This window comes from Clostridium sp. CX1 (assembly GCF_025398335.1).
Lineage (GTDB): Bacteria > Bacillota > Clostridia > Clostridiales > Clostridiaceae > Clostridium_AM > Clostridium_AM tanneri.
On sequence record NZ_JAODOO010000002.1, the window covers coordinates 311,123 to 332,923 of the forward strand.

The following is a 21,801-nucleotide window of genomic DNA, read 5'->3' on the forward strand; positions in this document are numbered from 1 at the left end:
CATTTTTTCACAGAAAGTTTAAGGTCAATGCTCAAGTTTTATTGAGCATTGACCTTTAGAACTCTATTCTTTTAAAGTTTATTAATTCTTTCCATGGCGTCTAAGGTATTTTCATAAGTACCGAAGGCAGTAAGGCGGAAATATCCTTCTCCCTGTGGACCAAATCCAATTCCTGGTGTACCTACAATATTGGCATTTTCTAATAGGTAGTAGAAAAACTCCCAGGAGGTTATGTTTTTTGGTATTTTCCACCAAATATAAGGTGCGTTTACACCACCATAGACAGAATAACCTGCCGACTTTAATCCTTTAAGGATTAACCTTGCATTATTCATATAGTAATTCACTTGCTTTTTTATCTCTTCTCTTCCCTCTTTAGAGTAAACTGCCGCTCCAGCTCTTTGAATAATATATGGCGCACCATTGTATTTTGTTCCATGCCGTCTAGCCCAAAGTGCATTCAGCGAAACACTACCACATTTTAAAGCCTTCGGAACAACTGTATAGCCAAGTCTTACACCTGTAAAACCAGCACTTTTTGAAAAACTCTTCAGCTCAATAGCACAGTTTTTAGCACCCTCACATTCATAAATGGAATGAGGTACATTGTCTTCAGAAATATATGCCTCATAGGCTGCATCATATATAATAATGGCCTCTATTTTATTAGCATAATCAACCCAAAGTTGCAGCTGTTTCTTTGTAAGCGTTGAGCCTGTTGGATTATTAGGCAAACAAAGATAAATAATGTCTGGTCTTTCCTTTGGAAGCTCTGGCACAAAATTATTATCTGGAGTACATGGCAAATAGATAACGTCGCTCCATCTTTTTGTAATTCTATCGTAGTTTCCCGTTCTTCCAGCCATTACATTTGTATCTATATATACAGGGTACACAGGATCACAAACAGCAATTTTATTATCCACACTAAATATTTCCTGAATATTACCTGCATCGGAATTTATGCCGTCGCTTACGAATATCTCCCCTATTGAAATATCAATTCCTCGAGATTTGTAATCCCCCTTTACGATGGCATCACGTAAAAACTCATAACCAAGTTCCGGTCCATATCCTTTGAAAGTTTCTATATGTGACATTTCATCAACGGCTTCATGTAATGTATTAATGATGTTTTGTGCTAAGGGCTGAGTAATATCGCCAATCCCCAGGTGAATAACTTTCTTATCAGGATTTTTCTCCTTAAAGCTAGCTACTTGCTTTGCTATTGTTGAAAAAATATAGCCTTCTGGCAACTTCAAATAGTTATCGTTAATCTTGTACATAATAAAGCCTCCTTGCTGCACTATAACATCATTATATTCAACAAATCTCTGTTATGGCACTATCTTCTACAGGAGGCATAGTTTCATTATTATATTATTAAACAATTAAAAACCCCTTAAATAATCATATTATTTAAGGGGTAAAATATTCACTAATTAGATAACTGTAATATTTTCTGCTTGAGGTCCTTTTGGTCCTTCAACTACGTCGTAAGAAACTTCTTGACCTTCTACAAGTGTTTTAAATCCATCAGAATTTATTTGAGAAAAGTGTGCGAAAATGTCTTTTCCATCTTCTCCTGTAATAAATCCAAATCCTTTTTCTGAATTAAACCATTTAACTGTACCTTTCATGACTGTACCTCCGAAATTTTATTTTTCTTAAACTCTTTGTAATAATCCACAAATAAAATTTCGATATTATAATACTATTTTTTAATAAGTACTAACTGAAATATAATTGTGTTAAAATTAATTACGATTTGCTTAAGCGATTTTTATATTATATCACTCTTTATTATATAAATCAAGTGGTTTTTTCTACTAATCTACATAGGTAACAGGAACATTACTTATTCCTAACTCCTTCGCTGCTGCATATTGATCCTGACCTGATACCATAACCATAGTTTCTTTTCTTACTGTAATTGGCTTATTAAACTTGTTATTATTTTTCATATAGCTTATTGCCTTGTTTTTTGCACGTTTTACAGATAAGTCCTCGTTATCATTTACTATCCTTGAGATATCTATTATCTCATCTGTTCCCGTTGGTAATTCATAATTTAAATCTATCTCTCCATCCTTATCCTTTGGTAAATTAAATATTTTTATCGACGATGCCTCTACAGCTATAAAGGGAACGCCTTTGCTATTTACGCAAGCCTTCAATTTGCCTTTAATGACAAAGTAGTTTACATCCTTCATACCCGTTGATGCATTTTTCCAATAATCCTTTTTAACAATTACTCTGCAAACGGATTCCTTTTCATCATAGGTACCTATTTTAAATAGTAAATTAACATCTCCACTGTCCAATCTATTTGCCTTTACAGGTATTCCCTTAATTATAATTTCACCTTGATTCATAAGTTAAATCCTCCTTGTAATTTCATATAATTTACTAGCTTTACAACAAAATTTTTAAAAAGAAAACACCTAGAAAGTACAATCTACTTTCTAGGTGTTATTAACTAAAATTATATTTAATTCTATATTAATCCTTCCAAAAACTACACAGCTCACAGCAGCAATACTATGTTCACCTTTAATGTGTTTATACATATTAGAATCCATTCCAAATGTAGAACCTTTTTCATTACAAGCTAACATAATCTTCACCACCATTAATTTATTTTACAGTATTCATTAAGATGTTTTAGACTTTATCTTTACCATTAAAGATATTGTATCACTATACCTATAAACTTGCAATGCAAATTTATTCTATATTAAAATTTATAATCTACAATATGATGTTATTATTTTCAAATGCTTATGTAAATATTCATAAATTGATAGCTTTTACTAATCCTCTATATTAATATTTGCCTCTCTAATGTATAATAATACTGTTAATGGCTTATAAGAACCTCCATACTATAAAACTATTAGCATTAAATTACAGCCAAGTTACTTAGTTGAAGTAAATATAAATTAACGATGAAAGGTATGAAAAAATGAATTTTAACGAATTAGGAATAAGTGCAGATATTATAAACGTACTAAAGCACACAGGTATTACTACACCAACAGCAGTTCAACAGGACAGTATCATCCCTATTAAAGAAGGAAGAGATGTTATAGCAGAGGCACAAACTGGTACAGGGAAAACCCTTGCCTTTTTGATTCCTATTTTTGAAAATATATCACCTAAAGTAAACTCAGTTCAAGCATTGATTGTATCTCCAACAAGGGAGTTAGCTATTCAAATAACAGAACAAGCTATGAAACTTAAGGAGGCTAAAGATATAAATATATTAGCAGCCTATGGTGGTAAAGATATAGGTTCCCAGCTAAAAAAACTAAGTGGGAGCATTCACCTAATTATTGCCACTCCTGGTAGACTTTTAGATCATCTGGACAGAAAGACAGTAGATCTTACTAAGTTAAAAACCTTAGTGCTAGATGAAGCAGATCAAATGCTATTAATGGGTTTTAAAAACGAAGTAGAAGCTATTATAAAAGAGACTAACAAAAAGCGTCAGACACTGTGCTTCTCTGCCACTATGAATTCAGAGGTTAAAAAATTAGCTTATAGATATATGAAGGACCCTTTAACAGTTACTGTAGAAAAAGAAGAAGTTACTCTTAGCAGTATTCAGCAACATGTTGTTGAAACTACAGACAGAAGAAAGCAAGATGCTTTATGCAAGGTTTTAGATGAGGATAATCCCTTTATGGCTATTATATTCTGCAGAACTAAAAGAAGAGTAGATGACCTTGAAATGGCTCTACATAGACGTGGATATAACTGTGAAAAATTGCATAGTGATATAATTCAGTCAAAACGTGAAAGAATCATGAAAGCCTTTAGAAACGCAGACATTCAATATTTAATAGCTACAGATGTGGCAGCTAGGGGTTTAGATATAAGCGGAGTGGGTCATATATACAATTATGATATTCCTGAAAGCGTAGAGTCATATATACATCGTATTGGCAGAACTGGAAGAGCTGGAGAAAGTGGCTACACTTGTCTTTTCATAGATCCAAAGGATAAATTGACTTTAGAGGAGATAGAGAAGTCTATAAAATTTAAAATTCCTAGAAGAGAGTTAGATTTATAAGATTTATTTTCTGTAAGTCCATTTTTCAATAATAGCTTCAAACAGAGAAAGGGCTTCTCTCTTATGTTTTCACACATTTTGAGACAGCCCCTCTAAACAACATTTTACTTGTTACTTAATAATTCCTCAATAACCCTAGTGGCATCTAAATAAGAAGATATAGATTTATTATAGTTCAATTTATTTACAACCATTGCAATAAAGAAAGACATATCTACCTCTCTAAACCACTCCGCTTCCTTTACATGTGGAGGTATATAAGTCAGGTTTGTTGAATAAACCCTCTTTATTATTCCTTCTCTATAAAATCTCTCGAACTTTTCTATTCCTTCAGTAAAGAAAGCAAAGGTAGCTGCTACATAGACATTTTTTGCGTTACGCTTCTTAAGCTCTAAGGCAATGTCAAATACAGATTCCCCTGAGGCTATCATATCATCAACAATTAATACATCACAGCCTTCCACATCTCTTCCCATATACTCATGTTCTACAATAGGATTTTTACCATTTACAACTCTTGAGTGATCTCTTCTTTTATAAAATAAGCCTACGTCTACCCCTAATACACTGGAATAGTAAATTGCCCTATCCATAGCACCGGTATCTGGACTTATAACTATCATCTTGTTCTTGTCTATCTCTAAATCTTCCTCATCCTTTATGAAAGTCTTAACTATATCGTAAGTAGGATACAGATTTTCGAAAGAAGTTAGTGTAATAGCATTTTGAACATTAGGATCATGAGCATCAAAGGTTATTATCTCATGTACTCCTAGCCTTTCTAATTCCTGCAGAGCCATTGCACAATCAAGGGATTCTCTTCCTTTTCTTCTGTGCTGTCTTGATGCATATAGCAGGGGCATTATTACCGTAATTCTTTCTGCCTTTCCTCTAATTGCAGAAATCGTTCTCTTAATATCTTGAAAGTGTTCATCTGGTCCCATGTGATTCATAAAACCAAACATTTTATACTCTATACTATAATTTCCAACGTCACAAAGTATGTATACATCTTTTCCTCTTATAGACTCTTCTAATTTTATTTTTCCTTCACCATTAGAAAATCTTATGTTCTCACTTTTAATTAAATAGGACTTATCTTCATCTCTTTTTTCTCTAATATGGTAATTTATTTTTTCTCCAAGTTCTCTACAGCTTTCTAATGCTACTATACCTAATTCACCATTAAATAAAGGGTTTGTAATATTATCCATCTCAATCCTCTTTTCTTAAAGTACTGCTATTTTCCTGTTATATTATAAGTTATCTTAGCTATTTATGTCTATACATAATTATATGTTTATGCAAGAAATTATACTGGATACCTGAATCTATATATTATTACATATTTATATAACAGGTTATCTTAGTTACCTATATCTGTAGGCTAGTATTAATTTAACTCCTTTAACCTATAAAAATAAGCAGTAGGTTTTTTAAAGTCCTACTGCTTATAAATATGCTTATTCTGTAATTATTTTGTGGATTAACACTGGATTTACTGATTCACTGCTTATAGAAATGTTTGCATAAATCTTATCCATTACGCTTGCTACATCTTCACGATTTGAGTAAATAGTTACAAGGCTTTCTCCCTTTTCTACCTTGTCGCCTACTTTTTTACGTAACATTAATCCTACAGCTAAATCAATTTCATCTTCTTTTGTAGCTCTTCCTGCACCTAAAATCATAGCTGCCACACCGATTTCGTCAGCTACAATGTTAGAAACATATCCACTTTCCTTAGCTGGAACTTCAATTATATATTTTGCTTGTGGTAACTTTTCTGGACTGTCTACAACAGATGCATCTCCACCTTGGTTCTTTAAGAATACTTTGAACTTCTCTAAAGCTTTACCATTTTTCATTACTTCAACAAGCATTTCTCTTGCTTCCTCTAATGTACTTGCCTTTTTAGCTAATACAACCATTTGGCTTCCAAGAGTTAAAACAAGTTCTGTTAAATCCTCTGGACCTTCTCCTTTTAAAGTATCAATAGCTTCTTTTACTTCAAGAGCGTTACCAATAGCAAATCCTAATGGCTGTGACATATCAGAAATTATTGCCATAGTGTTTCTTCCTACGTTGTTACCTATTTTAACCATTGCACGAGCTAAAGCTTCTGCATCTTCATTAGTTTTCATAAATGCTCCTGCACCAGTTTTAACGTCTAGTACTATAGCATCAGCTCCAGCTGCAATTTTTTTACTCATTATTGAACTTGCAATTAAAGGAATTGAGTTAACAGTTCCAGTTACGTCACGAAGTGCATATAACTTCTTATCTGCTGGAGTTAAGTTACCACTTTGACCAATTACAGCAACCTTATCACGGTTAACTAATTCAATAAACTGATCCTTAGTGATTTCTACATGGAAACCTTCAATAGCTTCTAACTTATCAATAGTTCCTCCAGTATGACCTAAACCACGACCAGACATCTTAGCTACTGGTACATCTAGTGCAGCTACAAGTGGTGCTAAAACAAGAGTTGTTGTATCACCAACACCGCCTGTTGAGTGCTTATCTACCTTTATACCTTCGATTGCTGATAAATCAATAGTTTCTCCAGAATTAACCATTGCCATTGTTAAATCTGCTCTTTCACGGTCATTCATATCTTGGAAGTATATAGCCATTGCTAAAGCACTTGCTTGATAATCAGGAATTGTTCCTTTAGTATAGCCTTCTATGAAAAATTTGATTTCTTCTGTTGTTAATTCTTTTCCATCACGTTTTCTTGCAATTATGTCTACCATTCTCATTTTTTCATACCACCTTTTTATATTAATTTTTGTAAAAAGCTTTCGCCATACTTTGGCATTTGTATATTAAAGTTGTCTGAGATTGTTGCTCCTATATCAGCAAAGGCTTTACGTACCCCTAATTCCTTTCCTTCCTTAAATCTCTTGGAATAAGCAAGTAATGGTACAAACTCCCTTGTATGATCTGTTCCCTTGTAAGCTGGATCATTTCCATGGTCTGCTGTAATTATAAGCAGATCATCTTCCTGTAATTTTTCAAAGACCTCTGGTAATCTTCCATCAAATTCCTCTAAAGCATCTCCGTAACCAATAGGATCACGACGATGTCCATAAGCCGCATCAAAATCTACTAAGTTAAGAAAACTGATGCCCTGGAAGTCTTCATCTAGTAAGGAAATAAATTTATCCATTCCATCCATGTTAGAAACAGTTTTAATTGATCTTGTTACACCTTCTCCATTAAATATATCTGAGATTTTTCCAAGAGCAATAGAATCTAAGTTAGCCTGCTGCAGATAATTCATTACTGTATCGCCAAAAGGCTTTAAAGCGTAGTCATGACGATTAGAAGTTCTCTTGAAAGTATCTACAGATCTTCCCACAAATGGTCTAGCAATAATTCTTCCAAGTGTATAAGGCTCTTCTAGAGTTATTTTACGGCAATACTCACAGATTTTATACAGCTCCTCTAAAGGTATAATTTCTTCATTGGCAGCTATTTGAAGTACTGAATCTGCAGAGGTATATACTATTAGTTCTCCTGTTTCAAGTTGTCTTTCACCAAATTCCTTTATAATCTCTGTTCCACTAGCTGGTTTATTGCCGATAACTTTTCTTCCAGAGAAAGTTTCTATTTTTTCGATTAATTCCTGAGGAAAACCATCTGGGAAAACACGGAAAGGTGTATCGATGTATAGGCCCATCATTTCCCAATGGCCAGTCATTGTGTCTTTTCCACAGGAAAGTTCCTGCATCTTTCCAAAGTAAGCCTTTGGATGAATAGCTTTTTCTACACCTTTAATGTCATGAATATTAGATAACCCTAACTCAGCCATATAAGGCATATTAAGTCCATTTTTAGCTTCAGCAATATGAGCTAATGTGTTGACACCTAAGTCATCAAATTCCTTTGAATCTGGTGACTCACCAATACCTACTGAATCCATAACAATGACATGTATCCTTTTAAAAGCTTTCATTATTAATTCCTTCTTTCTTTTACTTTATACGATTAATCCAACAATAGTTGCTGTTAATACACTTACTAGAGTTGCACCATATAGTAATTTTAAACCAAAACGTGCAACTACGTTTCCTTGTTCTTCATGAAGTCCCTTTACTGCTCCTGCAATAATTCCTATAGATGAGAAGTTTGCGAAAGAAACTAAGAATACTGAAACAATGGCTGTTGCTCTTGCTGATAACTGAATAGTTCCACCTGCTAATAGGTTCATTGCAACGAACTCGTTAGATACTAATTTAGTTGCCATTATGCTTGCTGCTCCTATTGACTCATTTAAAGGTACTCCCATTAAGAATGCAAATGGTGAGAATACATATCCCAGCATATCCTGGAATGAAATACCAAATATTCCTTTGAACATTGTATTAACCATAGCTATTATTGCTACAAATCCAATTAACATAGCTGCAACTATAACTGCTACCTTGAAACCATCCATAATATATTCTCCAAGAACCTCGAAGAATGTTTGTTTCTGCTTAACTTGAGAATCACTTGTTATAGCAGCTTCTGCTAATGCTTGTTCTTGTTCAACTTCTAAAATATCTTCTTCATCTGTTACAGTATATGGATTTATAATTGAAGCTATAATAAATCCACCAAATAGGTTTAATACTAATGCTGTTACAACATACTTAGGTTTTAAAAGAACCATATAAGATCCTACGATTGACATAGATACTGTTGACATCGCTGAGGCACATAGAGTATATAGACGATGTTTTGGTAATAATCCAAGTTGTTTTTTAACTGATATAAATACCTCTGATTGTCCAAGAATAGCTGATGCCACTGCATTATAAGATTCTAATTTACCCATTCCGTTTACTTTACTTAAAACTAGTCCAATATATTTAACTATAAAAGGAAGTATCTTCCAGTGTTGTAAAATACCAATTAATGCTGAAATAAATACTATTGGTAAAAGAACACCGATAAAGAATGTAAACTGGTTATCATTAACTATACCGCCAAATACAAAGTTTACACCTTCTGCGGCACATTTAAGTAATACTTCAAAGCCACTTGCTATACCACCTACTAAGATATTACCTGCTTCTGTATTTAATAGCGCAAATCCAAGTATGAATTGTAAAACAATCATTGTTACAATAGGTTTGTATTTTACATTTTTCTTATCGCTGCTGGCAATCCATGCAAGTCCTAGTGCAACAACTAAACCTATAATTCCTATAATATATTTCATTCAAATGCTCCTCCTTATAAACTATAAGTTTATTAATACCATATTATATAACGATTACAGCTAAAAATTTTTATTCATATTTACTGATAAAAAAAATAAATTTTAACATCCAGCTTTGTATTTATACTCTAAAACCTTAGGTTGTCACAAAACTGGATGCTGCTCTTAGTAGTATTTATAAATAGCTATTTGTTATCTAAAGATTCCACTACTTAATTTTCAGAAACGATAGCAATACTTGCGCTTGCACCGATACGACTTGCACCAGCTTCTATCATTTGCATAGCTTCTTCTTTGTTATGAACACCACCGGAAGCTTTAACACCTATATTTTCACCTACTGTTTTACGCATTAATCTAATATCTTCTACAGTAGCTCCACCTTTAGAGAATCCTGTTGATGTCTTTACAAAATCTGCACCTGCTTTTTTAGATAACTCACAAGCTCTTACTTTCTCCTCTTCTGTTAAAAGACAAGTTTCAATAATTACCTTTACTAAGGCTTTTCCCTTTGCCGCTTCAACAACAGCTCTGATATCTTCTTCTACATAAACATCGTTTTTATCCTTTAACTCACCAATGTTTATAACCATGTCTACTTCTGTAGCACCATTTTTGATAGCATCCTTTGTTTCAAAAGCTTTTGTTTCAGTTGTACTAGCTCCTAGAGGGAATCCTATAACAGTACATACATCAACTCCAGTATCCTTTAGTCCTTCACTTGCTGTCTTAACCCAAACTGGATTTACACAAACAGATGCAAATTTATATTCTCTTGCTTCCTCTATTAACTTAAGGATTTGCTCCTTTGTTGTATCCGGTTTCAACACAGTGTGATCAATCATCTTAGCAATGTTCATTTATATATCTCCCTTTCTTGTTTAAATTATAGTAATATAATAAAACCTTTTTGAACATTTGTAAAGTAATTAATGAAAATTTGTTCAAAATAATATTTTACAAATTATTCAATGATTTATAGATCTTTTAGTGGTAAAAAAGTAAAAGCATACTTTATTGTAACCTTTTATAAAGAAAAGGATTACAATAGTATGCTTTAAATTTAATATATCATTACTTTTCCAGATCCTTCTTTGTGAAAGCCCCTGGTAAAATTTCCTCCAATGATTTAACTATAAATTCGTTTTCATTCTTTCCTAAGATTATTTTAACATCTTCTGAAGCAAATTCTGCTATTACCTGTCTGCATATGCCGCAAGGGTAAGTGTAGTCGTTTTCTACTCCTACTATAGCTATTGCTTTAATTTCTCTATGACCTTCTGACATTGCTTTAAATATTGCTGTTCTTTCTGCACAATTAGTTGCTCCATAGGATGCATTTTCTATGTTACAACCTGTATATATTGTTCCATCTTCAGTTACTACTGCCGCTCCAACTTTAAAGTTAGAGTAAGGAACATAAGCATTCTTTCTTCCTTCAAAAGCCTTGGAAACTAACATTTTGTAATCCATATCAATTACTCCTTTTCCTATTGATTATGATTTTATAATAAAGGTTTTTTGCACATTTGTAAAGATATAAATGAAATTTTGTTCATCCTCTATTCTAAAAGCTTCTTTGCAGTGTATTGATCTGTAATTAAAATATTGGCATTTTTTCCTTCTAAGGCTCCTTTTATCGCTCTTACTTTATATTTACCACCTGCTACTAGAATAGACTTTTCCTTTTGTTTAAGAGAATCTAAGGATATTCCTATAGTACGACTATTAATTTGTTCGCAACAGATTTGACCTTTTTCATCGAAAAATCGAGCACAGATATCTCCTACGCTTTTTTGCTTTAATAATTCCTTCTCTTTTTCACTTAAGTAGCTTAAACGAAAAAGTAGTGCTTCATCATGAATTGCACCAACGGTAAAGATTGCTACATTTGCTTGAACTCCCATTTCCATAGTGTTTTTGATATGGCGGTCTTCCTCTACCAGTTGTTTTACAGTGGCACTATCAAAAATTACTGGCAGCGGTAAGTATCTTGGTACTGCTTGAAAAGCTTCAGCGAAAAAAACTGTTGTTTCTGATGCATATGTGTTTTCTTCCGAATGACTGATACCTCCATTTAACTGAACTACTTCTACACCTTTAACATTTTGCGGAACAAGCCTTTTAGCCACTTCATACATAGTTGTTCCCCAACTTACTCCAAGTATGTCTCCATTTTTTATAGTATCCTGTAAATATTCTGCTGCTTCCTTACTGATATATTCTCTTATAGAAATATGATCATCTGTTGGTGAAAAGACAACACGAACATCTCTTAGGTTGTATTTCTCCTTTAATTGATGAGCTAACTTGTCTAAATCAGCAAAGGGGTCCATAATATCAATCCTAACGTAACCCTTTTCTTTGGCGTATTGCAGAAGTCTTGATATAGTTGGCCTTGATATGCCAAGCTGCGTCGCAATTTGCTGCTGGCTATAATCTGATTGATAATAGAGTCTTGCTACTTCCACACTTAATTGTTGCTTTTCATTATCCATAATTTTCACTTCCTATCCTTTTGCTATTTTCTAGAACTATTATATTGTGCTTTGCATAATAAAGCAAAGTGTAAAGCAGTAATAATGATTACAAATTCTATTTCCACTATAGTTTAAAGCTTCTATAGACTTCTCTATCTATTTAGAGATCCCTTTTAATATTATACATAAAAATAACTAAATATAAAATTCATCTATTATTTTAAATTCATTATAACTTATAGTGATTTTTAATACAATTATTTACATCAGCAACTTCACTTTTTAGAAAACATATATGTTAAAAAGTTAAATTATTCTTAATACAAAGCATTTTTACCTCTAGATATGATAAAATTTAAATGACAATACTATTAAATTAAGGAAATGAGGATGATTTATGAGAAGGGAATACGTAACTTTTACGGAAGAACTTCCAGTTAACATTAGCTTAAATACCATTAAGGAATATCCACTACACTGGCATAAATGTATAGAAATAATATTTGTTTTGAAAGGCACCGTATATGTTCAGATAGAGTCTGAAACCTATGAGGTTCGAGAAAGGGAAATTGAAATAATCAACGAGGACGAGCCTCACAGAATATTTTCTGATGATGAAGATAATAAAATACTAATATTTAAAATGGATGTGGAATTCTTTGAAAAGTACTACAACGACGTGAAAAATATTTATTTTTACACTAACTCAACAAAGGAGTGGGCACAGGAAGAAGAAAAATATCAAGTCTTAAGAAGATTTTTATCTATACTTGCCTGTGAAGCAATTCAGAAAAGCGATGATTATGACGAAGAAATAGAAAAGCATATGGTAAAGTTATTATTTCATTTGGTCAATAACTTTCATTATCTATTATATGATGAAGAGGATTTAAAGGAAAATGATATACAATTCGAGCGATATCACAGAATATCTAAATTTATTTATAATAACTATATGAATAAGATAAGCTTACAGGATATAGCTGAACGTGAATTTTTAAGTTCCTATTATCTATCTCACGAAATAAAAAATATGGCAGGTATTAATTTTAAGGAGTTTTTAAATTCTACCAGAGTTCATGAATCTGTTAAGCTTTTATTAGACACAGAAAAAACAATATCGGAAATTTCCGAGGATGTAGGCTTCTCTCATACCAGATATTATAATAAGTATTTTAAGATGTATTATAATGTAACCCCTCTTCAGTACAGAAAAAAGAATAATATACCTGAAAAGAAATATGAAAAATTTAAAAAGTATGAAGAACTTAATATAGAAGAGGCTATTGATTACATTTCTCCCTACCTTGAAGATTATGATAGATTTAACTACGAAAAAGAAATAATTAAGATAAATGTGGATGTGGCTAATCTAGGCGAAGACCTTAATGACTACTGGAAAGAGATAATAAACTTGGGAGATGGAATAGAACTATTAAAGGAAAGAGAACAAAGCTTTGTAAAGGATATTCAAAAAAACATAGGTTTTAAATACGGCATAGTTCAGTACTTATTTCATAAAGATATGAGAATTTATTTTAATAAAAACTTAGATTTTCTTAATTGGAATGAAGTTGAGAAGCTTATGGAGTTTATGGTGGATATTAAGCTTATTCCCATGATTATATTGGATAAGACCTTTGATGAAATAGAGTTGTTTTTAAGACTTCTAGAGAGTTTTATACTATATTTTCTAGATCTCTATGGTATTGAAGAAATCCAGAATTGGAGATTTAGAACAGCAAAGGATCTCCCACAGGATTATATTGAAGCTGCCCAAGAAATATTTGATAAGTATGAATTAGAGGACATAATAGAAGAAGCCTTTGAAGAAGATACCACAGTAAACTCTATTTTTGATACTTCCTACATGCTTCCTTATATAATCCATAACTTCATAAATGAAAAAAAGGATATGTTGTTCTTAAAAGCCTATGATACTGTAGAAGAAAATTCTGTAATGAGCAATGAATTATTCTTTGGTTCACCAGGCATAACCACCCTTAACGGTATAAGAAAAGCCTCCTATTATGCATATTACTTTTTATCAAGACTAGGAAATGTTTTAATTAAGAAGGAGGATGGCTATATCGTAACAAGGCATGAAGATAACTATCAGATTCTTATCTACAGCTTTAGCGAAGACCTTAATGAGATTATAGAAAATGAAAACTCAGCAAAACATAAAAGAAAAAAAACTGTTACTGAAAGAGAAATATCTTTATCTCTTAAGAACCTTCAATATGATTATAAGGTAACAATGTATGAAATAGGGCAAGAAACAGGATCAGCTTTTAATAACTGGACTCTTATGGGAAAACCGAAAAGGCTTACCGATGAAGAAATGGAGGTTTTATATAATATCTCCCAACCAAGAATATTTTTAGATTTTGCAAAGAAAAAGCCTGTATATAACTTAATATCAAAGATAGAAGGGTATGGAGCTGTACTAATTACCCTTCAAAAAGTACAAAAACACCTTTTTTAGGGTGTTTTTTTGTTATTTCACAGTTTATGAATAATGGAACTTCTGCAACTTTGTACTTTTTGTTCAGCAACTAAGTGAATGTTGGAATTATAGGAAAACCTTATAATAGAGGTATGAATAAAAAAATTTGAGGTGAAAGTTTATGTTAGTAGATGGAGACAGGAAAAATGAAAAAATCAACTTCCTTACAGAAGATATAGGAAAACTGTTACTAAAGTTCTCCATTCCAGCTATACTGTCCTTGTTTGTAGCTGAAATGTATAATATGGTTGATTCAGTATTCTTAGGTCAAGTTATAGGACCATTGGGAATAGGAGCATTAACTATTGCATTTCCAGTACAGAGATTGTTTCTTGCCATAGCAATGCTTGTTTCAATAGGAACTTCCAGTGCAGTTGGAAGAAGTTGTGGTGAGAATGACTATTCAAAAGTTAAAAAAATAATTCCAAATGCCTTTATTGTGTTAACTTTAATAATTGTATTTTTAGCAGTTGGAATATATATATTTAGAGATAGTTTAATTATAAAATTAGGAAGCAGCGAAAATATATTTCCCTATGCAAAAGCATATATATCAATTATTTTAATAGGTTCACTATTTCAGGGGTTAATGTTCTTGATGTCCTATATCTTAACTGCCTTTGGAAACACAAAAGTTCTTTTATCAAGCATTTCTATCGGTGCAGTATGCAATGTTTTTATGAATTACCTTTTAGTGGTTAAATTTAATTTTGGAGTTGAAGGAGCAGCAATTGCTACCGTTGCTTCACAAATATTTGCCTTTGCATATGCTCTTATGAAATTCATAGAAACTAAAAAACAGATGAATTTAACCTTTGAAAGCAAATTTGATATAAGTATAGCTAAAGGAATAGTACTTGTTGGTTTTTCTACATTTATAGTTGAAATATCCGATGCAATACTATCCGTAGTACTAAATAAGGTACTTGTTAATATAGGTGGAGACACTGCAATTGTTGCTGTTGGTCTTATAAGCAGAGTGTCAATGATTTTATTCATTACTGTTATAGGTATAAGTTCAGCTCTTCAGCCTATAGCCGCTTATAATTATGGGGCAGAAAACTACCATAGAGTGAAAGAGATAGTTAAGCTTTCAATAAAATCTGTTACCATAACATCAATTTTTCTATGGGCACTGACAATGATATTTGCAAAGGATATTATCGGAGTATTTGTTAACGATCAAGCTATCATCAATTACACTGTTGCCGCTTTTAGAATAGTAATTTCAGTATTTCCTTGTGTAGGAGTATACTTTATTGCAATTTACTACTATCAAGCAATGGGAATGGCAAAGTCCTCCTTATTACTTTCAGTGTTTAGAGAAATACTAGTTCTTATTCCTCTTCTTCACATTATGGTGTACGGATTCAACCTTGGAGTATTGGGAGCCTGGGCAGCTTATCCTGCTGCAGACATTATCTCTTTCATAGTTGCAATAGTATATATTAAATGCAATAGAGCTGAAATGGAGGAAGAGATTCCTATAAAGACAAAAGCAAGAGTTGCTACAGCATAGCTGGCAGCTTTCAAAATTTAAGTACAGTTATTCCTAATATTATATTAATTTAAAAGCCAATGCTTAGTTTTTAAGCATTGGCTTTTGATTTTTTAATTTAACTATTTCCAAACTCTTTTCTTACTTAATCATAAAAACTTTTTCCGGATTAATATGTATATTCAATGGTTGTTGTAATCTTTTTAAAGTTTCCCACTTTTCTTTTGACACTTCCCATTGTAAACTTTTAGTTTTGACATATGGTTTTTCTTCAACACTGTCTAAATAAAGGGTAACAGAAAAAGGACTTTCTTTTACATAATTTATTTGACATTTACAAACATTATTCTTCCCCTGCTCCTCTGTAAGAATAATATTATGTGCTCTGATGCCTACATAGGATAAAGGATCACTTACTTTTTTATTAAGCTTAATTGTACATCCCCAATCTAAAGCTTCTACGGTATTTTCATCTATTAGTTTAGTTCTAGAAATATTTTTACATCCTGTAAGCTGTGCTGCTGAAAGTGTGGGCGGATTCTCAAATATATCCTCTCTACTTCCACAAGCTGCTACCTTCCCTTTACTAAGTACTACTAGTTTGTTGCAAACACGATATACCTCATCCATGTTATGGGATACAAATACTGCAGTACCTTTGTACTGGGATAAGGTATCAATAATCTTTTTTTCCATTTCACCTCTTAAATAGTTATCTAAAGCAGAAAAAGGTTCATCAAGCAATAGTGCTTCCGGGTCTATAGCTAATGCTCTAGCAATAGCAACCCTTTGCTGCTGTCCTCCGGAAAGCTGGCCTGGAAATCTGTTTTCAAGTCCTTGAAGCTGCATCATTTCTATTTTCTCATCAACTATTTTAGCCTGCTCTTGCTTTGATAGATTTTTTATTCCAAAGCTAATATTTTGAGTTACAGTCATGTTAGGAAATAATGCGTAGTTTTGAAATAGAAAGCCAATCTTCCTTTTACGGCTTGGAATATTTATTCCTTTTTCTGAATCATAAAGAACTCTTTCATTTAATACAATTCTTCCTTTACTTGGATTTTCTAAACCGGCGATACATCTAAGTGTCATACTTTTTCCAGAGCCTGAAGCCCCCAGTAAACCAAGAACATTGTCATCAGTATTAAATTTTACTTTTAAATCAAATCCAGGCAGCTTTTTTTCAATATCAACATAAAGTCCCATTTTTATCTTCTCCTAAAACCACTTGTGAATTTTCTTTGATGTTCAGACCAATAATTCATTAATAGCATCACTGTTATAGAAATTCCGACGATTAATATAACCCATATAAGTGCCTTATCCATTTCCCCACTTTCAGCGGCAAAATAGATTGCAACAGGAATAGTTTGTGTTTTTTGTGGTATGTTTCCTGCCACCATAAGGGTTGCTCCAAATTCTCCAAGACATCGTGCGAAGGAAAGAACTGTACCTGCTGCTATGCCTGGCCATGCTAAAGGCAATATAACCTCTGAGAATACTCTCCACTCAGATACTCCTAGTGTTCTTGCTGCACTTACAATATTATTGTCTATTTGTTCAAAAGCTCCCTTTGTTGTATTATACATAAGAGGGAAAGCTATTACACAAGCAGCTATTACTGTAGCAGGCCATGAAAAAATTATAGTAGTTCCGAACTTTAAAAGCAACTTACCAATAGGTCCATTTTTGCCGAATATTAATAACAAAAAGAAGCCTACAACTGTAGGTGGCAGAACAAGGGGCAATGTAAATATAATATCTATTATAACCTTAAACTTACCCTTATAATTTGTCATCCAATATGCTGCAGCAATTCCAATAAAAAACGTTATAAATGTAGCTACAAAGGTGGTTTTAATTGAAACCACTGCTGGTGAAATATCAAAGCCCATGTCTTGTCCCTCCATCAAAATTAACACAAAAGATTAATTATATATTCTATCTTGCAACCTTAAATCCGTATTTTTCAAATACAGCCTTAGCTTCATCACCTTCCATAAATTTAACAAAGTCCTTTGCTGTTTCTATATTCTTACTTGCTTTAACAACACCAACTGGATATACTACAGGCTTATGAGAACTTTCCGGCGCAGTAGCTGCAACTTTAACTTTATCAGAAACCTTTGCATCTGTTAAATAAACAAGGCCTGCATCTACATTTCCTGTTTCAACCCAAGTTAAAACTTCTTTTACATCTTTAGCAAAAATAGATTTTGGTTGTACTTTATCAGATATTTTCAAAGATGTCAAAATCTCTTGTGAATACTGACCTACTGGTACGCTTTTTGGTTCACCAAGTGCCACTTTCTTGACTTTATCCCCTGCTATACCATTGAAATCTTTAACTACTGTTGAATCCTTAGGCACAATTAATACTACATCATTTTGCAAAAGATTTTTTACTGTGCCCTCTTCCATAAGATTTTTACTCTTTAAAGCATCCATTTGCTTTGCAGCTGCAGACATAAATATATCTGCTGGAGCCCCCTGTTCAATCTGTTGCTGTAGTGTCCCCGATCCTCCAAAATTATATGTAATCTTAACCTTTGGATTTTCTTTAGTATATAACTGTTTTATCTCCCCCATTGCATCCTTTAAACTTGCAGCAGCAGATATAGTTAGAGTTACAGCTTCTTCATTTTTACTCTGACTTGTTGAAGCATTAGTACTTCCACAACCAACAGACATAGCTAAAGTTGCAAAAATCAAAGTAGATAATAATGTTTTTTTAAACCCTTTCACAAAAATCCCCCCAATAAAGTTATTAAAATATATTGTATACAAAACATAATATAACATGACATAACATATTAATAAACCAATATTATTTATGTTTTGTACTGTAACGTTATGTTTATTATAATTTTATTCTGTTACTTAATCAAGTATTTCTGGAAAATATATGATATAATTACATTGATAAAGTTTTAATTATATATATTAATTTGTTATTGTACCAATGAAAGGAGACTATTTATGTTAGAAGATACATCATTAACTGCCCAAGAAGTAGCAGACATATTGAAAATCACTAAAAATACTGTATACGAATTAATAAAGCGTGGAGATTTAAACGGTTATAAAGTGGGAAAAAAAATTAGAATTGATGTAAAAGATGTGGAAGATTATAAAAATAAGACTAAAAATAGAAGAGGTACTAAAACCGATGTTCAAGAAAAAAATATTTCCACCGCCACTAATTCATATGCTTTTTCTATCAATGATACAAAAGTATACTCTAGCAATGAATTTGTAATTTGTGGCCAAGATGTACTTCTGGATATACTATCTCGTTACTTAGAACTTAATTCCCAAGGAATCCATGTGCTTCGTTCCTATGCAGGTAGTTTTAATGCCTTACTTGGACTTTATCATGGGAAAGTGCAGATAGCTACTTCTCATCTATGGGATGGTGATTCTAATGAATATAATATACCTTACGTACGAAGAATGCTGCCTGGTATTCCATCATTAATAATTCACTTGGCCTGCCGTACCCAAGGCTTTTACGTACAAAAAGGTAATCCAAAGGGTATTAAAGGCTGGGAGGATTTAAAAAGACCGGATATTAATATAGTTAATAGAGAAAAGGGCAGTGGCTCAAGAGTTCTTCTCGATGAACACCTAAGACTTATTGGAGTTCCTGGATACACAATAAAGGGCTACCATCGAGAATGTGTTTCTCATCTAGCTGTAGCCAGCACTGTTGCCCGTGGTGAAGCAGATATTGGATTAGGAAATGAAAAGAGCAGTCAACAGGTACAGGGAGTTGATTTCATTCCATTACAGAAGGAAAGATATGAATTAGTTATGAAAAAAGAAGATATGCACAAAAAACCCTTCAAAGCAATAATTGATATTATTCGTTCTGAAGAATTTAAAATGGAGCTTTCAGGAATAGGCGGATATGATCTTACTGAAACAGGAAAATTAATAGCTGAATTATAGACTAAAGAATATTTAAATTGTTAGGTGCTACCTAAGTATTATGAATTAAAACAACAACATTTAGGTAGTACCTGATACCATTACTGTTCAAGTAAAAGTTATTTTACAAGTCTCACTCCTATATGGAAGGCCTTATCACAGTCCTTAGGAAAGACTTCTTTGCGTATTCTTATCTTTTCATCTAATTCAAACATATCTGAAACTACCTTTGAATAGTCATCAAATTGATAAGCATCAGCAGAATACATATATTCTGACTCCTCACCAAAAAACCTCTTTAGCATCATTTTATTAGCATCAAATTGTTTATCATAACCTATGTCCTTGAGGATTTTTTCTGGCGCACCCATAGTATATATAAAGGCTGTAGGCATTTTTTTAGGAGTAAGCTTAGGACTTTTAGTATATTCTACTAAAGGAAACATTAATCTTTCTATAAATGATCTAGTTTCTCCAGTAACAGCTCCCAAATACATAGGTGAACCTAAAATCAAAGCATCTGCTTCCTGAATCTTTTCTAATACCGCAGTAAGATCATCTCTCATTGCACATTTACCATAGCTTTTTCCATCCTTTATCCTACATGCAAAACAGCTAGTACATCCTTTAAAATTCAAATCATATAGATGGATTAGTTCTGTTTCTGCTCCTTGTGACGCTGAGCCTTCAAGAGCTTTATTCAGCAAAGTGGCAGTGTTCCACTGCTTTCTTGGACTTCCATTAATACCTATTACTTTCATAATTCAATTCCCCCTAACAGATTATATACTACCATTATAAGTACAAGTAATTTCTAGTAATAGTGCGCACTTTTTTGATATATACTACCCTTTTAGTTACCATATAACTAACTTAACTTAGATAAGAGCTTCAGTTCACTCCATTTCTGAGGCAAAAGAAGCTGAAGGATGCCGGTGCAGCTGGCCTTTGCATAATGAGTGAGGCAATGACTTGCCTAAACCCTTTAGATTTTAAATTCTTTTTAGATGAACAAAGTTATAGACATATGTTTGCTATGGTCTTAAAATATAATAGGAAGTTAAAGCTTATCAAAAATGGAGGAATTTTATTATGCAATCACATTTAGGAGTATTGGCTGCCTTAGCCACAGCAGTATGCTGGACAATCACCGCTGTAGCCTTTGAGTCTGCAGGGAAAAAGGTTGGTTCCCTCAGTGTAAATATAATAAGACTTTTTATAGCCTTTGTACTGCTTTCAGTTTACAACCTTTTCACTAGAGGATTTCTTTTACCAACGGATGCTTCCGGTTTCACCTGGCTATGGCTGCTGTTATCAGGAGTAATAGGCTTTGTTTTAGGAGATTTATTTTTGTTTCAAGCCTATGTAGAAATTGGTTCCCGTATATCACAGCTTATAATGTCTATAGTTCCGCCAATAACTGCTGTTACTGGTTATTTTCTAATGGGAGAAAAAATAACCCTATTAGGCTTTATAGGAATGACTACAACTATTGGAGGCATTGCCCTTGTAATACTGACTAAAGATTCTGATGAGGAAAAAATCACTTTTTCCAGACCTTTGAAGGGACTTACTTATGCCTTTCTAGGTGCATTAGGACAGGCTTTCGGACTGGTTTTCAGTAAATTTGGAATGGGTGACTACAGCCCTTTTGCTGCCACTCAAATTAGAATTATAGCTGCAATCTTTGGTTTTTGTATTGTTATTTCAGTAAAAAAATACTGGGGAAATGTCTATACAGCTATGAAGGATAAAAAGGCTATGAAAAATATAACCGTCGGCTCTATATTTGGACCTTTTATTGGTGTATCCTTATCTCTACTTGCTGTTCAACATGCACCTACAGCTATTGTTTCAACAATAACCTCTATAACACCTATATTAATCATACCTGCCTCTATTATGATTTTTAAGGAAAAGATAGTGGCAAAGGAGATTTTTGGATCTGTCGTGGCTCTTATAGGAGTTACTCTGCTATTTATATAAATCTTATAACATTACTAAGCATTATAAACCTTTTGCTTTTTAAACAAAATTTAGTTAAAAAATAGAGAAGGGACTTTTCATATTGCAGCTTTATGCATTATGAGACAG

20 protein-coding genes are annotated in these 21,801 nt (G+C 32.8%); 5 read left to right on the forward strand and 15 right to left on the reverse strand.

The genetic code is table 11. The features are described from left to right. Positions 1-71: 71 nt before the first annotated feature. The 4 genes from N4T77_RS03365 to N4T77_RS03380 all read right to left on the reverse strand — a co-directional run bounded on the left by N4T77_RS03365 (position 72) and on the right by N4T77_RS03380 (position 2,618). Complete coding sequence (locus tag N4T77_RS03365; protein WP_261670326.1) at positions 72-1,286, reverse strand: LL-diaminopimelate aminotransferase; 1,215 nt, start codon at positions 1,284-1,286, stop codon at positions 72-74. Positions 1,287-1,442: 156 nt separating this feature from the next. Beyond that, the gene (locus N4T77_RS03370) at positions 1,443-1,640 is read right to left on the reverse strand and encodes a cold-shock protein (protein WP_261670327.1); all 198 of its coding nucleotides are present in this window, start codon (positions 1,638-1,640) and stop codon (positions 1,443-1,445) included. A gap of 189 nt (positions 1,641-1,829) precedes the next feature. Next, positions 1,830-2,375: a hypothetical protein gene (locus N4T77_RS03375; RefSeq protein WP_261670328.1), complete on the reverse strand. Its 546-nt coding sequence runs from the start codon at positions 2,373-2,375 to the stop codon at positions 1,830-1,832. 90 nt (positions 2,376-2,465) lie between these two features. Beyond that, positions 2,466-2,618, reverse strand: coding sequence for a hypothetical protein (locus N4T77_RS03380; RefSeq protein WP_261670330.1), 153 nt, complete (start codon positions 2,616-2,618; stop codon positions 2,466-2,468). Between the two features lie 347 nt (positions 2,619-2,965). Here N4T77_RS03380 and N4T77_RS03385 point away from each other — a divergent pair, with 347 nt between their 5' ends. Continuing rightward, positions 2,966-4,075 (forward strand): DEAD/DEAH box helicase, encoded by a 1,110-nt coding sequence (locus N4T77_RS03385; protein WP_261670331.1) that lies wholly within the window; start codon positions 2,966-2,968, stop codon positions 4,073-4,075. A gap of 104 nt (positions 4,076-4,179) precedes the next feature. On the opposite strand, the gene N4T77_RS03390 is transcribed toward N4T77_RS03385, so the two are convergent. From N4T77_RS03390 to N4T77_RS03420, 7 genes are all read right to left on the reverse strand, one after another. After that, positions 4,180-5,289, reverse strand: a complete 1,110-nt coding sequence (locus N4T77_RS03390; RefSeq protein WP_261670332.1) for a ribose-phosphate pyrophosphokinase — start codon at positions 5,287-5,289, stop codon at positions 4,180-4,182. Positions 5,290-5,538: 249 nt separating this feature from the next. After that, entirely contained in the window at positions 5,539-6,840 is a 1,302-nt protein-coding gene (locus N4T77_RS03395; RefSeq protein WP_261670333.1) for a pyrimidine-nucleoside phosphorylase, read from the reverse strand. A gap of 17 nt (positions 6,841-6,857) precedes the next feature. Then, on the reverse strand, positions 6,858-8,039 hold the full coding sequence (deoB, locus tag N4T77_RS03400; RefSeq protein ID WP_261670334.1) for a phosphopentomutase: 1,182 nt from the start codon (positions 8,037-8,039) through the stop codon (positions 6,858-6,860). Between the two features lie 24 nt (positions 8,040-8,063). Beyond that, positions 8,064-9,290, reverse strand: coding sequence for a NupC/NupG family nucleoside CNT transporter (locus N4T77_RS03405; RefSeq protein ID WP_261670335.1), 1,227 nt, complete (start codon positions 9,288-9,290; stop codon positions 8,064-8,066). Between the two features lie 212 nt (positions 9,291-9,502). After that, positions 9,503-10,150: a deoxyribose-phosphate aldolase gene (gene deoC / locus N4T77_RS03410; protein ID WP_261670336.1), complete on the reverse strand. Its 648-nt coding sequence runs from the start codon at positions 10,148-10,150 to the stop codon at positions 9,503-9,505. Between the two features lie 214 nt (positions 10,151-10,364). Beyond that, complete coding sequence (locus N4T77_RS03415; RefSeq protein WP_261670337.1) at positions 10,365-10,763, reverse strand: cytidine deaminase; 399 nt, start codon at positions 10,761-10,763, stop codon at positions 10,365-10,367. Between the two features lie 89 nt (positions 10,764-10,852). Next, positions 10,853-11,788, reverse strand: coding sequence for a sugar-binding transcriptional regulator (locus tag N4T77_RS03420; RefSeq protein WP_261670338.1), 936 nt, complete (start codon positions 11,786-11,788; stop codon positions 10,853-10,855). Between the two features lie 379 nt (positions 11,789-12,167). On the opposite strand from N4T77_RS03420, the gene N4T77_RS03425 reads away from it, so the two are divergent. Together N4T77_RS03425 and N4T77_RS03430 are read left to right on the forward strand one after the other, a co-directional pair. After that, entirely contained in the window at positions 12,168-14,258 is a 2,091-nt protein-coding gene (locus tag N4T77_RS03425) for a helix-turn-helix domain-containing protein (protein WP_261670339.1), read from the forward strand. 142 nt (positions 14,259-14,400) lie between these two features. Further along, positions 14,401-15,798 (forward strand): MATE family efflux transporter, encoded by a 1,398-nt coding sequence (locus N4T77_RS03430; protein WP_261670340.1) that lies wholly within the window; start codon positions 14,401-14,403, stop codon positions 15,796-15,798. 120 nt (positions 15,799-15,918) lie between these two features. Here the strand turns inward: N4T77_RS03430 and N4T77_RS03435 are convergent, their stop codons facing one another. Genes N4T77_RS03435 through modA form a run of 3 tightly spaced genes read right to left on the reverse strand, consistent with a single transcriptional unit; the run spans position 15,919 to position 18,522 of the window. Continuing rightward, positions 15,919-16,983 carry a sulfate/molybdate ABC transporter ATP-binding protein gene (locus N4T77_RS03435; protein ID WP_261670341.1) on the reverse strand — a complete coding sequence of 355 codons (1,065 nt, stop codon included), beginning with the start codon at positions 16,981-16,983 and terminating at the stop codon, positions 15,919-15,921. 2 nt (positions 16,984-16,985) lie between these two features. Continuing rightward, positions 16,986-17,672 (reverse strand): molybdate ABC transporter permease subunit, encoded by a 687-nt coding sequence (modB, locus tag N4T77_RS03440; RefSeq protein WP_261670342.1) that lies wholly within the window; start codon positions 17,670-17,672, stop codon positions 16,986-16,988. Positions 17,673-17,718: 46 nt separating this feature from the next. Continuing rightward, positions 17,719-18,522: a molybdate ABC transporter substrate-binding protein gene (modA, locus tag N4T77_RS03445; protein WP_261670343.1), complete on the reverse strand. Its 804-nt coding sequence runs from the start codon at positions 18,520-18,522 to the stop codon at positions 17,719-17,721. A 234-nt stretch (positions 18,523-18,756) separates the two neighbouring features. Here modA and N4T77_RS03450 point away from each other — a divergent pair, with 234 nt between their 5' ends. Further along, complete coding sequence (locus N4T77_RS03450) at positions 18,757-19,728, forward strand: helix-turn-helix transcriptional regulator (protein ID WP_261670344.1); 972 nt, start codon at positions 18,757-18,759, stop codon at positions 19,726-19,728. A 98-nt stretch (positions 19,729-19,826) separates the two neighbouring features. Here N4T77_RS03450 and N4T77_RS03455 read toward each other — a convergent pair whose 3' ends face one another. Beyond that, positions 19,827-20,468: a flavodoxin family protein gene (locus N4T77_RS03455; RefSeq protein WP_261670345.1), complete on the reverse strand. Its 642-nt coding sequence runs from the start codon at positions 20,466-20,468 to the stop codon at positions 19,827-19,829. Positions 20,469-20,799: 331 nt separating this feature from the next. Between N4T77_RS03455 and N4T77_RS03460 the strand changes: the two genes are divergently transcribed. After that, on the forward strand, positions 20,800-21,693 hold the full coding sequence (locus N4T77_RS03460) for a DMT family transporter (RefSeq protein ID WP_261670346.1): 894 nt from the start codon (positions 20,800-20,802) through the stop codon (positions 21,691-21,693). Positions 21,694-21,801 lie beyond the last annotated feature (108 nt).